Raw genomic sequence first — 13,656 nt, forward strand, 5'->3', positions numbered from 1 at the left:
GCAGGGGGCACCACTGTCGAGCCCCAGCGGGGCTGCATCCCCGCCATTCTAGGCGTTGCGCCCGCTATGCCCTGCTCAGCACTCGCCAGCCCCGGAGCTATTCCCCCACCAGCACCCGACGGATCACCGCGTCGGCCAGCAGCCGGCCGCGCGGGGTGAGCACCAGGTGCGTGCCCTCGTCGGTGAGCAGCCCGTCGTCCACCACCCGCTTGGCGGCGGCCAGCTCGTCCGGGCTCAGCTCCGCCACCGGCAGCCCGGTGCGCAGCCGCGCGGTGAGCATCACCCGCTCGGTGTGCTGCTCCTCGGCGGTGAGCAGCTCGCGCCCAGCCGCCGGGGAGGAGCCCTCGCCCAGCAGGGTGGCGTAGCGCGCCGGCGCCTTGACGTTCCACCAGCGCACCCCGCCGACGTGGCTGTGCGCCCCGGGGCCGGCGCCCCACCAGTCGCCGCCGTCCCAGTAGCCCAGGTTGTGCCGGCAGCGGGCGTCGTCGGTGCGCGCCCAGTTGGACACCTCGTACCAGTGCAGCCCGGCCGCACGCAGCCCCGCGTCCAGCTGCTCGTAGCGGTCGGCGAGCACGTCGTCGTCGGGCATGGGCAGCTCGCCGCGGCGCACCCGCCGGGCCATGGCGGTGCCGTCCTCCACGATTAGCGCGTAGGCGGAGACGTGGTCCACCCCGGCGTCGAGCACCGCCTGCAGCGAGCCCGCGAGGTCGGCGTCGGTCTCGCCGGGGGTGCCGTAGATGAGGTCGAGGTTGACGTGGTCGAAGCCGGCCGCGCGGGCCTCGCGGGCAGCGGCCACCGGCCGACCCGGGGTGTGCGTGCGGTCCAGCACCCGCAGCACGTGGGCGGCGGCGGACTGCATGCCCAGCGACACCCGGGTGTACCCGGCGCGGCGCAGGCCGTCGAAGAACTGCGGGGACGTCGACTCCGGGTTGGACTCGGTGCTCACCTCGGCGCCGGCGGAGAGCCCGAAGCTGGCGCGCACGGCGTCGAGCACCTCGGTGAGGCCCTCGGCGCCGAGCAGCGACGGGGTGCCACCGCCGACGAAGACGGTGTCGGCGGTGGGCGGGGTGCCGAGCACCCGGGCGGCCAGGTCCAGCTCGCGGCGCAGTCCCTCCAGCCACGACTGCGGCGACGCCGCGCTGCCCAGCTCGGCCGGGGTGTAGGTGTTGAAGTCGCAGTAGCCGCAGCGGGTGGCGCAGAAGGGGACGTGCACGTACACCCCGAACGGGCGGGTGCCCAGCCCCTGCAGCGCGGCCGCGGGCAGCGCTCCGTCGGTGGGTGCGGGATCGCCGACGAGGGGGGTGCTGGCCATGCCCCCATTCTCCCCCGCCTGCGCAGTGGTCCAGGTCATGGTGCTCCGATGCGGACAGCGGAGAGTGACGTGGCAGACTGTGACACATGACTGGTGCAGGTGTGCGACTCGTGGCGCGGCGCCACGTCGACCTGCAGCGAGTCGCCAGCGCGCTCTGCCGCTGCTCCTCACTCTCACGCCCCTGATCCAGCTCACCCAGCGGCGTCGGACGTGCCGTGTGGGTGCAGCCCTGCGTCGTGCTCCGGTGCCTGAGATCTCCGGAGGACCTTTCCCCGATGACGACCACCACGGACCGCGCGGTGCCCGCTCGACCGCGCAAGAAGTCCGAGGGCCAGTGGGCCAAGGGTTACCGCGAGCCGCTCAACCAGAACGAGCGGACCAAGAAGGACGACGACGCGCTGAACGTCCGGGCGCGCATCGAGAACATCTACGCCAAGCAGGGCTTCGACAGCATCGACGGCGGTGACCTGCGCGGACGCTTCCGCTGGTGGGGGCTGTACACCCAGCGCGCCGAGGGCCTGGACGCCACGTTCACCGGCATGGACGACGAGGAGCAGCTGGACGCGCGCTACTTCATGCTGCGCATCCGCACCGACGGCGCCCGCCTGAGCACCGAGCAGCTGCGGGTCATCGCCGGCATCTCCACCGAGTTCGCCCGGGACACCGCCGACCTCACCGACCGCGAGAACGTGCAGCTGCACTGGGTGCGCATCGAGGACGTGCCGGAGATCTGGCGCCGGCTGGAGCAGGTGGGCCTGAAGACCACCGAGGCGTGCGGGGACTGCCCGCGTGCCTTCCTCGGCTCGCCGCTGGCCGGCGTGGCCGCCGACGAGGTCATCGACGCCACCCCCGCCATCGAGGAGACGGTGCGCCGCTACGTCGGCGACCCGCGCTTCTCCAACCTGCCGCGCAAGTTCAAGACGGCCATCTCCGGGCTGCAGGACGTCGCCCACGAGGTCAACGACGTCTCCTTCGTCGGCGTGAACCACCCCGAGCACGGCCCCGGCTTCGACCTCTGGGTCGGTGGCGGGCTGTCCACCAACCCGATGGTGGCCCAGCGCCTGGGCGCCTGGGTGCCCATCGACGAGGTGCCCGACGTGTGGGAGGGCGTGGTCTCGGTGTTCCGCGACTACGGCTACCGCCGGCTGCGCTCGCGGGCCCGCATCAAGTTCCTCATCAAGGACTGGGGCGCGGCGGAGTTCCGCCGCGTGCTGGAGGAGGAGTACCTCAAGCGTCCGCTGCTGGACGGTCCGGCGCCGGCGCCTCAGGTCGGCATCCGCGACCACATGGGCGTGCAGCGCCAGCGCGACGGCCGCAACGCCGTGGGCGTCGCCCCGGTCGCCGGCCGGGTCAGCGGCACCAAGCTCGCCGCCGTCGCCGACGCCATGGACCGGGCGGGCACCAACCGGGTGTGCATCACCGCCTACCAGAAGCTGGTCTTCCTCGACGTCGCCGACGACACCCTCGAGACCTTCGTGGCCGACCTGGACGCCCTGGAGCTGCCCGCCCGTGGCTCGTCCTGGCGGCGCAACGTGATGGCCTGCTCCGGCCTGGAGTTCTGCAAGCTCGCGTTCACCGAGACCCGGGTGCGGGCGCAGACGCTGGTGCCGGACCTGGAGCAGCGCCTGGCCGACCTGGAGCACGAGCTGGACACCCAGGTGACGGTGAACATCAACGGCTGCCCCAACTCCTGCGCCCGCGTGCAGGTGGCCGACATCGGCTTCAAGGGCATCCTGCTCACCGACGACGACGGCCAGCCGGTGGACGGCTTCCAGGTGCACCTCGGTGGTGGCCTGGGCGCCGACGCCGGCTTCGGCAAGAAGCTGCGCGGGCACAAGATCACCACCCACGAGCTCGGCGAGTACGTCGAGCGCGTGGTGCGCAGCTACGCCAAGCAGCGCGAGCACGGTGAGCGCTTCGCGCAGTGGGTCACCCGGGCCGAGGAGTCCGACCTGCGATGAGCAGGGCCGTCGGGAACACGCCCAGCCCACGTGCTGTTCCCTTCTACTGTCCCTACTGCGGTGACGAGGACCTCCGTCCGGACGCCGCCGACGGGGTGGCCCTGCCGCACGGCACCTGGCGGTGCGGGGCGTGCCAGCTGATGTTCGCGCTGAAGCGGCTCGCCACCAGTCCGGTTCGAACGGAAGATGAGGTGACCGAGTGAGCGTCTCCACCGATCTCGACCTTCGTGCGGTGGCCGAGCGTGGCGCGGCCGACCTGGACGGGGCCAGCGCGGCCGACGTCCTGCAGTGGACCGCCGACACCTTCGGCGACCGCTTCATCGTGGCCTCCAACATGCAGGACGCGGTGCTGGTGCACCTGGCCGTGCAGGCCCGCCCCGGCGTGGAGGTGCTGTTCCTGGACACCGGCTACCACTTCGCCGAGACCATGGGCACCCGCGACGCGGTGGAGCAGGTCTACGGCGTGCGCATCGTCAACGCCAAGGCCGAGCTCAGCGTGCCGGAGCAGGACGAGGTGCACGGCAAGAACCTCTTCGCCAGCGCGCCGGACCGCTGCTGCGCCATGCGCAAGGTGGCCCCGCTGAAGAAGACCCTGGCCGGCTACGACGCCTGGGTCACCGGCGTGCGCCGGGTGGAGGCCCCCACCCGGGCCAACGCCCCGCTGATCTCCTTTGACGAGGCCTTCGGCCTGGTCAAGGTCAACCCGATCGCAGCGTGGTCCGACGAGGACATGCAGCACTACATCGAGGAGCACTCCATCTTGGTCAACCCGCTGGTCGACGCCGGCTACCCCTCCATCGGCTGCGAGCCGTGCACGGTCAAGCCGCTGCCGGGTGCGGATCCGCGCAGCGGCCGCTGGGCCGGGCGCGCCAAGATCGAGTGCGGGCTGCACCAGTGAGCGCCGCCACGGTACAGACCCCCACTCCGGGCTTCGTCACCCCGATGTCCACCCTGGACGCCCTGGAGTCGGAGGCGATCCACATCTTCCGCGAGGTGGCCGGGGAGTTCGAGCGCCCGGTGATCCTGTTCTCCGGCGGCAAGGACTCCACCCTGCTGCTGCACCTGGCGATCAAGGCGTTCTGGCCCGCCCCGGTGCCCTTCGCGCTGCTGCACGTGGACACCGGCCACAACCTGCAGGAGGTGCTGGACTTCCGCGACATGGTGGTGGCCAAGCACAACCTGCGGCTGCACGTGGCCAAGGTGCAGGACTACCTCGACGACGGCCGGCTGCAGGAGCGCCCGGACGGCATCCGCAACCCGCTGCAGACGGTGCCGCTGCTCGACGGCATCGCCGAGGGCAAGTTCGACGCGGTGTTCGGCGGTGCCCGCCGGGACGAGGAGCGCGCCCGCGCCAAGGAGCGCATCTTCAGCCTGCGCAACGCCTTCGGCCAGTGGGACCCCAAGCGCCAGCGGCCCGAGCTGTGGAACCTCTACAACGGCCGCCACGCCCCGGGTGAGCACGTGCGGGTGTTCCCGCTGAGCAACTGGACCGAGCTGGACGTGTGGCGCTACATCGCCCAGGAGAAGGTCGAGCTGCCCAGCATCTACTACGCCCACCAGCGCGAGGTGTTCCTGCGCGACGGCATGTGGCTCACCGAGGGCCCGTGGTTCAGCGCGCGCGAGGACGAGGAGGTGCGCACCCTGTCGGTGCGCTACCGCACCGTCGGCGACGGGTCCTGCACCGGCGCGGTGGAGTCCACCGCCGCCGACGTGCAGGCCGTGCTGGACGAGGTGGCCGCCTCCCGCGTGACCGAGCGGGGCGCCACCCGTGCCGACGACCGCGTCTCCTCCGCCGCCATGGAGGACCGCAAGCGAGAGGGCTACTTCTGATGAGCACCACCCAGCTCCTGCGCCTGGCCACGGCCGGCAGCGTGGACGACGGCAAGTCCACCCTCGTGGGGCGGCTGCTCTACGACACCAAGTCGGTGCTCGCCGACCAGATCGACGCCGTCACCCGCGCGTCGGTGGACAAGGGGCTGACCACCCCGGACCTGTCGCTGCTGGTGGACGGGCTGCGCGCCGAGCGCGAGCAGGGCATCACCATCGACGTGGCCTACCGCTACTTCGCCACGCCCGCGCGGTCGTTCGTGTTGGCCGACACCCCCGGCCACGTGCAGTACACCCGCAACACCGTCTCCGGCGCCTCCACCGCGCAGCTGGTGATCCTGCTGGTGGACGCACGCAAGGGCGTGATCTCCCAGACTCGCCGCCACGCGGCCGTGCTGGCGCTGCTGGGCGTGCCGCGGCTGCTGCTGGCGGTCAACAAGATCGACCTGGTGGCCGACGCCGCCACGGTGTACGCCGAGATCTCCGCCGAGTTCACCGCCCTCACCCGGGCGCTGGGCTGGTCCGAGGACGCGGTGCAGACCATCCCGGTCTCGGCGCTCAACGGCGACAACGTGGTCAACCGCTCCGAGCACACCCCCTACTACGACGGGCCCACCCTGATCGAGCACCTGGAGCAGGTGCCGGTGGACGCCGAGCCGCACCGGGTGGGCCTGCGGATGCCGGTGCAGTACGTGATCCGGCCCCGAACCGCGGAGCACCCCGACTACCGCGGCTTCGCCGGCCAGGTCGCCGCCGGCACCGTCTCCCCCGGCGACGAGGTGGTCGTGCTGCCCTCGGGAGTGCGCACCACCGTGCTGCGCGTGGACACCCCGGACGGCGAGCTGGCCACTGCCGAGGTCGGGCGCAGCGTCACGCTGGTGCTGGCCGAGGAGGTCGACGCCTCCCGCGGTGACCTCATCGCCTCCCCCGCCGACGCCCCGGTCCCGGTCTCCGAGCTGGAGGCGACGGTGTGCTGGCTGGCCGAGGCGCCGCTGCGCCCGGGAGCACGGCTGCTGATCAAGCACGGCACCCGCACCACCCAGGCCATAGCCTCGACCATCGTGGAGCGCTTCGACGAGCAGGCGCTGTCCGCGGTGCCCACCCCGGACACCCTGGCGCTGAACGAGATCGGCCGCGTCAGCATCCGCACCGCGGAGCCGCTGGCGGTGGACGACTACGCGCTGAACCGGCGCACCGGCAGCTTCCTGCTCATCGACCCCGTCCAGGGCAACACCCTGGCCGCGGGCCTGGTGGGCGACGCGCTGTCCAAGGTCGAGCTGAACGCCACCCTGGTCTAACACCGCCCTGGTCTGACCCGCCCTGGTCTGACCTGCCCCGGTGATCCGCTCGGGGCAGGCGTCCTGGCGCACCCGTCGTAGGGTCACCACCATGACGTCTGCCGCCACCGAGCTGGTGCACCTGGAGATCGCGGCGGGGGTGGCCACCCTCACCCTGGACTCCCCCGCCAACCGCAACGCGCTGTCCACCCAGCTGCGCGAGGAGCTGCTCCGCCACCTGCGCGACTGCGCGCAGGACACCGAGGTGCGGGTGCTGGTGCTCACCCACACCGGCACCGTGTTCTGCTCCGGGATGGACCTGCGCGAGGCCGAGGGTGCCGCCCCTGACGAGCAGGGCGTCAACGAGTTCCCGGAGATCCTGCAGACCATCTGGCAGCACCCCAAGCCGGTGATCGCGCGGGTGGCCGGGACCGCCCGGGCCGGCGGCATCGGCATCATCGCCGCCTGCGACCTGGCGGTGGCCGGGGCCTCCACCACGTTCGCGTTCAGCGAGGTGCGCATCGGGGTGGTGCCCGCGGTCATCTCCGTCACCGTGCTGCCCCGGGTGCAGCCCCGCGCCGCCCAGGAGCTGTTCCTCACCGGGGAGACCTTCGACGCCGAGCGGGCCGCGCAGATCGGGCTGCTCACCGCCGCGGTGCCCGACGACGACCTCGACGCGGCCGTCGCCCGCTACGTCGCCGCGCTGGCCAAGGGCGGACCCCGGGCGCTGGCCGCCACCAAGGTGATGCTTAGCGCCCGCAACGGCCACATGGCCGAGGAGTTCAGCGAGAAGTCCACGCTGTCAGCGTCCTTCTTCGCCTCCGAGGAGGCCCAGGAGGGCATGGCCGCCTTCGGCGAGAAGCGCCCGCCGGCCTGGGTGCCGAGCGATGGCTGAGGCCGCCACCGTCCGGGTGGACGCCTGGCTGTGGGCGGTCCGCATCACCAAGACCCGCTCGCTGGCCGCGGCGCAGTGCAAGGGCGGGCACGTCCGGGTGAACGGGTCCTCGGCCAAGCCGGCCCAGCTGGTCAAGCCCGGTGACGAGGTACGGGTCCGCGCGGGCGGGCTGGAGCGGATCCTGGTGGTCCGCCGCTGCATCAACAAGCGGGTCAGTGCCACCGTCGCCGCCGAGTGCCTCACCGACAACAGCCCCCCGCCGCCGCCCAAGGAGCTGGCGGCCCCGCCGCTGCAGCGCGACCGCGGCGCGGGGCGGCCGACCAAGCGGGACCGCCGGCTGATCGACCGCCTCCGCGAGCGCGGCTGGCAGCCGCCGGAGGAGTAGGCACTCCCCCGGCGGCCCCACGGCAGCCAAGCGGGCTAGCGGGAGACGAGCAGTCCGCGGCTGCGCAGCACCCGGCGCTCCAGCGGCGCGAAGATCAGCACGTCGATGGCCACCCCGACGATGAGGATCATGATGATCGCCACCACCACCAGGCTCAGGTCGCTCAGCTCGCGGCCCTGGTTGAGCATCTGGCCGAGGCTGCGCCCCAGCGCCGGCGAGTAGGAGATGATCTCCGCCGCCATCAGCGAGCGCCAGGAGAACGCCCACCCCTGCTTGAGGCCCGCGATGAAGCCGGGCAGCGACGCCGGCAGCAGCACGTACCGGATCTGCTGCAGCCAGTTGGCCCCGAGCACCGTGCCCACCCGGGCGTACAGCGGAGGTACCTGGTCGAGCCCGGCCACCAGCCCGTTGGCGATGGACGGCACCGCGCCCAGCACGATGACGAAGTACATCGCTCCCGGGGTGAGGCCGATGAGGATGATCGCCGCGGGCACCCAGGCCACCGACGGCAGGCTCTGCAGCCCGCTGACGATCGGCCCGATGGCGGTGCGCACCAGCGGGACGCGGGCGATGAGCAGCCCCAGCGGTGCACCGATCACCACCGCGATGGCGAAGCCGACGATGCCGCGGCGGACGCTGTTGTACACCGACTCCCAGGCGGCGCCGGAGCTCCACTCCGTCCGGAAGGTCTCCCAGACGTCGGTGGGGGACGGGGTGTTGTAGGCCGCCGAGCCGGTGCGGGTGCTGGCGTAGAGCTGCCAGACGAGCAGCACCAGCGCCACGGCGACCACTGGGGGGAGCACGGAGCGGCGCAGGCGCTGGCCCCAGCCGTGCTTGACGGTCACCTCGGTGGAGAGGGCGTCCAGGCCCGCCTCCACCGATCCTGTGTCAGGTGCCTCGGTTCCCGAGGGCTTGACCGATCCTGGCTCAGCGACGCCCATGGCGGATGATCTCCTCTCGCAGCACGGCGGTGATCTCGGTGGACAGCGCCGCCACGGCGGGCGACTCGATGCGCCGCTCCCCGGTGATGTCGACCTCCCACTGCCGGACCACGCGGCCCGGACGCGAGGACATCAGCACCACGCGCTGGCCCAGCCGGACCGCCTCGCGGACGTTGTGCGTCACGAACACGATGGCCACGCCCGTCGCCCGCCAGATGCGGATCAGCTCGTCGTGCAGCACGTCCCTGGTGATGGCGTCGAGCGCAGCGAACGGCTCGTCCATCAGCAGCACGTCGCGCTGCTGGGCCAGGGCCCGGGCCAGGGCCACCCGCTGGCGCATGCCCCCGGACAGCTCGTGCGGCCGCTTGCCGTAGGCGTCGTCCAGGCGGACCAGGTCGAGCAGCCGCCGGGCCTCCTCCTTGGCCTCGGCCCGGCCCACGCCGCGCAGCTTGAGCGCGAGCTCGACGTTGCGCCCGGCGGTGAGCCAGGGGAACAGCGCCGCGTCCTGGAACATCAGCGCCGCCCCGCTGCCCGCCACCTGCAGCGTGCCGGCGGTGGGCTCGTCCAGCCCCGCCACCAGGTTCAGCAGGGTGGACTTGCCGCAGCCGGACGCCCCGAGCAGCGCCACCAGCTCGCCAGGCTGCACGGTGAGCGAGACGTTCTCCAGCACCGGCAGCGGCGAGCCGCGGAAGCTCTTGCTCACCCCGTCGAGCTGCACGGCGGGGTGGGTGGTGCTGCTCACCGGCGGGACCTCCTGGTGGATCTGCGTGCTCGTCACGTCGGGTGCCTCAGCCCTGTCCGAGGCCGGCGTCGCCCAGCGCGGGCTTGCCCTGCTCGGCGAGCAGCGCGTTGAGCAGGCGCAGGTCGTAGATGCCCGTGAGCTCGCCCTGCTTGGTGGTCCCTGCGGTCACCGCGTCGTCGGCCGACTTCTGCAGGCTGGCCGCCAGCGGGTCGTAGGTGAAGTCCAGGTTGGGCCATGCCCGGTCGATGGTCGGCTGCGTGAGTGGCTTGCCGGTGAGCTCGTCGATCTGGTTGTTGGTGTCCTTCTTGGCCGCCTCGCTGTTGGCCGAGATGAACTCCACCGACTCGAGGTTGGCGGCGAGCAGGTCACGCACCGTGCCCGGGTAGCTGTTGAGGAAGTCGGTGCGCACGATCAGCTGGGTGGTGACGAACTTGCCCTCCGGCCACAGCGTCTTCTCGTCCACCAGCACCTTGGCCCCGGCCTCCAGCACCAGCCGCGAGGACCAGGGCTCGGGCAGCCAGGCGCCGTCGATCTTGCCGTCCCGGAACAGCTGCAGGGTGGTGGCGTTCTCGGTGGGGGTGATGGTCACGTCGCCGCCGGAGCTCACCGAGGTCTTCAGGCCGTTCTCGTCCAGCCACGCGCGCAGGGCGACGTCCTGGGTGTTGCCCAGCTGCGGGGTGGCCAGGGTCTTGCCCTTGAGGTCGGCGACGTTGTTGATGCCCTCGCGGACCACCAGCTGCGCACCCCCGGAGGCCGCCCCGGAGACGATGCGCAGCGCCTCGCCCTTGGTCTGGAGGAAGCCGTTGACCGACGGGCTCGGGCCGATGTAGGTGGCGTCGATGGAGCCCGAGCGCAGCGCCTCGATGGCGGCCGGTCCGGCGTTGAACACCTGGGTGCTGAGCTTGGTCGCGCCCAGGTTCTTGGTGAGGAATCCCTCGCTGAGGCCCACCAGGGCCGGGGCATGGGTGACGTTGGCGAAGAAGCCCAGGCGCAGCTCGGCCGCCTTGGCGGTGGGGTCGGCGGACGGGGCTGAGGCGGCCTCGCCGCTGGAGCCGCAGGCGGCGGTGAGTCCCACCACGGCCAGCAGGGCAGCGGCGACGAGCGCACGGGTTCGGAAGAGCGTCATGACGAAGGGGCTCCAGCTGGGCCAGGGCCGACCGCCCGCAGGACGGGCGGCCGATCACGGGGTGACGGGGTGAGGTGGAGCTAGCGAGCAAGCACAGGTTCGCGCTTGACCAGGTCGACCGGCGGGTGGTCGGGCACGACGGGGCCGCGACCGAGCCAGCAGGTGCCGGCCGCGGCTGCGGCGGCACCGAGGACCAGCACCGGGGTGGGTGCGGAGAGCAGGGCGAGCGCGGAGCCCAGCAGCACACCGGCCACCACTGGTCGGGTGAAGCTGGCCGAGGCCTGCGCCGACAGCCGGGCCCCGACGTAGACGCCGGGCAGCGCGCCGACCAGCAGCGACGCGGTGACACCGAAGTGCACCTCGCCGAAGAGCAGGTGCCCCAGCGCCGCGGCAGCCACCAGCGGGATGGCCTGCACGATGTCGGTGCCCACCAGCTGCGCCGGCCGCAGCCGGGGGTAGGCCAGCAGCAGCATCGCGATGATCAGCGACCCCGCTCCCACCGACGTCATGCCGACGGCGACGCCGCCCACCACGCCGATCGCCACGGTGCGCACCGGCTTGACCACCAGCGGCCCGGTGGCCCCGGGCGTGCCCGCCCGCCGATCGAGCACCAGCCGGGCGATGGTGCAGCCGAACGACCCGACGAGCGCCACCCCGATGGCGATCTTCAGGTAGTGCTGCACGTCCGCGGAGTGCCCGATGCTGCCGATGAGCAGGGAGCCCAGGAAGCCGGCGGGCACCGCGCCCAGTGCCAGCCACCACACCAGCCCGGTCTGCACCGTCTTGCGGCGAAGGTGCACTGCCGCCCCGACGGGCTTCATGACCAGGCTGGTGACGAGGTCGCTGGAGATGGCGGCCAGCGGCTGCACGCCGAAGACCAGGACGAGCAGCGGAGTGAGCAACGCGCCGCCGCCCATTCCGGTGAGGCCGACCAGGAGGCCGACGACGAGACCGGCGAGGGAGAGCGAGGGATCTATGGGCATGCGAGGAGCCTCTGCTGCTCAGCTGGCCGCACGGGCGCAGCAGTCGTTCGAGCGACGGTGCCGCGCGAGCGGCGGGTGGTGCTAGCGAACCGTCGGACAACCGCTGCTGGGCAGGCGCATCAGGTCCACGTGCAGGCGGCGCACCAGCACGGGTCGCGCGGGCAGCGCGACGTTGACAGACCTGGACACCACCTCAGTCTGGCATTGTTGACCGCAAGCGTCAACAAATGGGTGGGGCAAGATCAGGGCATGCAGATCACCGCCAAGTCCGACTACGCGCTGCGCGCCATGTGCGTGCTCGCCGTGGCCGAGGAGGGCGTGGTGGTGAAGGCCGCCGACATCGCCGCAGCGCAGGACATCCCGCCCAACTTCCTGGACGCCATCCTGGTGCAGCTGCGCCGCGGCGGGATGGTGGTCAGCCGTCGTGGTCCCGGCGGCGGGCACCAGCTGGCGCGCCCGGCGTGGGCGATCACCCTGGCGGACGTGGTGCGGGTGATCGACGGCCCGCTCACCCTGATCCACGGGGAGCGTCCGGAGGCGATGTCGCACCCCGCACCGGCGACGCACCTGCAGGACGTGTGGGTGGCGGTGCGCGCGGCGCTGCGCGGGATCATGGAGGAGACGACGCTGCGGCAGGTGGTCACCGGGGACCTGCCCGCACCGGTCACCGCGCTGGGCACTGACCACCGCTCGTGGACGTCGGTGTGGCCGCCACCGGAGACGGACCTGCCCGAGCAGCAGCCCGAGGCGTAGCGGCTACCAGACGCTGACGAGCCAGGCGAGCAGCACCAGCACCAGCAGCGCGACGAGGGCGGCGTTGATACGGGCGGCAGGGCTCAGCCGGAGCTTCTTCACCTGGTCGAGCCTAGTCGTCGCCGTTGCGCGCCCACTCCGGCCCGGGCGGGTCGTCCAGCGTGTCGGTGCGGGTGCCGATCTTGTCCGCCACCAGGCCGCCCACGCGGTCGAGCGCCACCGCCGCGGCGCCGCACAGCGGCAGCGCCACCAGCATCATCACGGTGATCTGCGCCGCGAAGGGCAGCCCGACGACCCAGAGCTCGGCCGCGTCCCACCATCTCGCCAACGTGTTCACCCCAGCAACGGTAGTCGCCCCTCGTTAGGGTGAGCCCCATGTTTGCCGTCTACGCATCCGAGCCCAATCCCGACAACCCCCTCGCGTCCCTGCGCGTGGGCGAGCGGGAGGCCCCCGTCGCTCCGGAGGGCTGGGTGGAGGTCAACGTCCGCGCCGCCAGCATCAACATGCACGACCTGTGGACCCTGCGGGGGGTGGGCATCAAGCCCGACCAGTTCCCGATGACCCTGGGCTGCGACGGCGCCGGCACCCTGGACGACGGCACCGAGGTGGTGCTGCACTCGGTCATCGCCAGCGACGACTGGATGGGCGACGAGACGCTCGACCCCCGACGCACCCTGCTCACCGAGAAGCACCAGGGCACGTTCGCGGACAAGGTCATCGTGCCGCGGCGCAACGTGCTGCCCAAGCCCGCCGACCTGTCCTTCGCCCAGGCCGCCTGCATGGGCACCGCCTGGCTGACCGCCTACCGCATGCTGTTCGTGAAGTCGGGCCTGCGCCCGGGCCAGACCATGCTGGTGCAGGGCGCCTCGGGCGGGGTGTCCACCGCGCTCGTCCAGCTGGGCCGCGCGGCAGGCCTGCGGGTGTGGGTGACCGGACGCAGCGAGGACAAGCGGGCGCTGGCCACCGCGCTGGGTGCGCACGAGACCTTCGAGTCGGGCGCGCGGCTGCCGGAGAAGGTGGACGGCGTGTTCGAGACGGTGGGCAAGGCCACCTGGGGACACTCGGTGCGCTCGCTCAAGCCGGGTGGGGTCATCGTGGTCTCCGGCTCCACCAGCGGCCCGGACGCCGACGCCGAGCTGCAGCGGGTCTTCTTCCTCCAGCTGCGGGTCGTCGGCTCCACCATGGGCACCCGTGACGAGCTGCAGGACCTGCTGGCGTTCTGCGCGCTCACCGGCATCAGCCCGGAGATCGGGCTGGAGCTGCCGATGGAGCAGGCCGAGCAGGGGTTGCGGGCGATGCTCGACGGCGACACCGCGGGAAAGATCGTGCTCACTCGCTAGATCGTGATCCGGCGCACCCGGAGGGCGCACAAGCCCACAGGTGGCTCCTGGTGGGGAAGGATGCAGGAATGTCAGCACCGCCGACACCGCCAGGAACCCCGCCGCCCGGGATG

General features: G+C 72.2%; 15 protein-coding genes. 9 read left to right on the top strand and 6 right to left on the bottom strand.

The window, feature by feature from the left end; genetic code table 11:
• Window positions 1–97: 97 nt before the first annotated feature.
• On the bottom strand, window positions 98–1,312 hold the full coding sequence (gene hemW / locus ELX43_RS10905) for a radical SAM family heme chaperone HemW (RefSeq protein WP_127783453.1): 1,215 nt from the start codon (window positions 1,310–1,312) through the stop codon (window positions 98–100).
• A 275-nt stretch (window positions 1,313–1,587) separates the two neighbouring features.
• Between hemW and ELX43_RS10910 the strand changes: the two genes are divergently transcribed.
• The 7 genes from ELX43_RS10910 (at window position 1,588) to ELX43_RS10940 (ending at window position 7,657) form a co-directional block, all read left to right on the top strand.
• Window positions 1,588–3,273 (top strand): nitrite/sulfite reductase, encoded by a 1,686-nt coding sequence (locus tag ELX43_RS10910; protein ID WP_127783454.1) that lies wholly within the window; start codon window positions 1,588–1,590, stop codon window positions 3,271–3,273.
• Window positions 3,270–3,476, top strand: a complete 207-nt coding sequence (locus ELX43_RS10915; RefSeq protein WP_127783455.1) for a hypothetical protein — start codon at window positions 3,270–3,272, stop codon at window positions 3,474–3,476. Before ELX43_RS10910 ends, ELX43_RS10915 begins: the two co-directional genes overlap by 4 nt.
• A complete protein-coding gene (locus ELX43_RS10920) occupies window positions 3,473–4,171 on the top strand; it encodes a phosphoadenylyl-sulfate reductase (RefSeq protein WP_127783456.1) in 699 nt (232 codons plus the stop codon). The genes ELX43_RS10915 and ELX43_RS10920 overlap by 4 nt, the downstream gene beginning before the upstream one ends.
• A 44-nt stretch (window positions 4,172–4,215) precedes the next feature.
• Window positions 4,216–5,103: a sulfate adenylyltransferase subunit CysD gene (gene cysD, locus ELX43_RS10925; RefSeq protein ID WP_127784833.1), complete on the top strand. Its 888-nt coding sequence runs from the start codon at window positions 4,216–4,218 to the stop codon at window positions 5,101–5,103.
• Window positions 5,103–6,398, top strand: coding sequence for a GTP-binding protein (locus tag ELX43_RS10930; RefSeq protein WP_127783457.1), 1,296 nt, complete (start codon window positions 5,103–5,105; stop codon window positions 6,396–6,398). Before cysD ends, ELX43_RS10930 begins: the two co-directional genes overlap by 1 nt.
• A 91-nt stretch (window positions 6,399–6,489) precedes the next feature.
• Window positions 6,490–7,272 carry an enoyl-CoA hydratase family protein gene (locus ELX43_RS10935; protein ID WP_127783458.1) on the top strand — a complete coding sequence of 261 codons (783 nt, stop codon included), beginning with the start codon at window positions 6,490–6,492 and terminating at the stop codon, window positions 7,270–7,272.
• The gene (locus tag ELX43_RS10940; RefSeq protein WP_127783459.1) at window positions 7,265–7,657 is read left to right on the top strand and encodes an RNA-binding S4 domain-containing protein; all 393 of its coding nucleotides are present in this window, start codon (window positions 7,265–7,267) and stop codon (window positions 7,655–7,657) included. Before ELX43_RS10935 ends, ELX43_RS10940 begins: the two co-directional genes overlap by 8 nt.
• Before the next feature lie 35 nt (window positions 7,658–7,692).
• Here the strand turns inward: ELX43_RS10940 and ELX43_RS10945 are convergent, their stop codons facing one another.
• From ELX43_RS10945 to ELX43_RS10960, 4 genes are all read right to left on the bottom strand, one after another.
• On the bottom strand, window positions 7,693–8,598 hold the full coding sequence (locus ELX43_RS10945) for an ABC transporter permease (RefSeq protein WP_127783460.1): 906 nt from the start codon (window positions 8,596–8,598) through the stop codon (window positions 7,693–7,695).
• Window positions 8,585–9,376: an ABC transporter ATP-binding protein gene (locus ELX43_RS10950; RefSeq protein WP_127783461.1), complete on the bottom strand. Its 792-nt coding sequence runs from the start codon at window positions 9,374–9,376 to the stop codon at window positions 8,585–8,587. The genes ELX43_RS10945 and ELX43_RS10950 overlap by 14 nt, the downstream gene beginning before the upstream one ends.
• Window positions 9,377–9,386: 10 nt before the next feature.
• Window positions 9,387–10,466, bottom strand: a complete 1,080-nt coding sequence (locus ELX43_RS10955; RefSeq protein WP_127783462.1) for an ABC transporter substrate-binding protein — start codon at window positions 10,464–10,466, stop codon at window positions 9,387–9,389.
• Window positions 10,467–10,546: 80 nt separating this feature from the next.
• Entirely contained in the window at window positions 10,547–11,449 is a 903-nt protein-coding gene (locus ELX43_RS10960; RefSeq protein WP_127783463.1) for a sulfite exporter TauE/SafE family protein, read from the bottom strand.
• 249 nt (window positions 11,450–11,698) lie between these two features.
• On the opposite strand from ELX43_RS10960, the gene ELX43_RS10965 reads away from it, so the two are divergent.
• Window positions 11,699–12,202 (top strand): Rrf2 family transcriptional regulator, encoded by a 504-nt coding sequence (locus tag ELX43_RS10965; protein WP_127783464.1) that lies wholly within the window; start codon window positions 11,699–11,701, stop codon window positions 12,200–12,202.
• Window positions 12,203–12,314: 112 nt separating this feature from the next.
• Here ELX43_RS10965 and ELX43_RS10970 read toward each other — a convergent pair whose 3' ends face one another.
• Entirely contained in the window at window positions 12,315–12,539 is a 225-nt protein-coding gene (locus ELX43_RS10970) for a hypothetical protein (protein WP_127783465.1), read from the bottom strand.
• A gap of 38 nt (window positions 12,540–12,577) precedes the next feature.
• Here ELX43_RS10970 and ELX43_RS10975 point away from each other — a divergent pair, with 38 nt between their 5' ends.
• Window positions 12,578–13,543 (top strand): zinc-binding dehydrogenase, encoded by a 966-nt coding sequence (locus ELX43_RS10975; protein ID WP_127783466.1) that lies wholly within the window; start codon window positions 12,578–12,580, stop codon window positions 13,541–13,543.
• Window positions 13,544–13,656: the final 113 nt, after the last annotated feature.

The organism is Rhodococcus sp. X156 (assembly GCF_004006015.1).
Classification (GTDB): Bacteria; Actinomycetota; Actinomycetes; order Mycobacteriales; family Mycobacteriaceae; genus X156.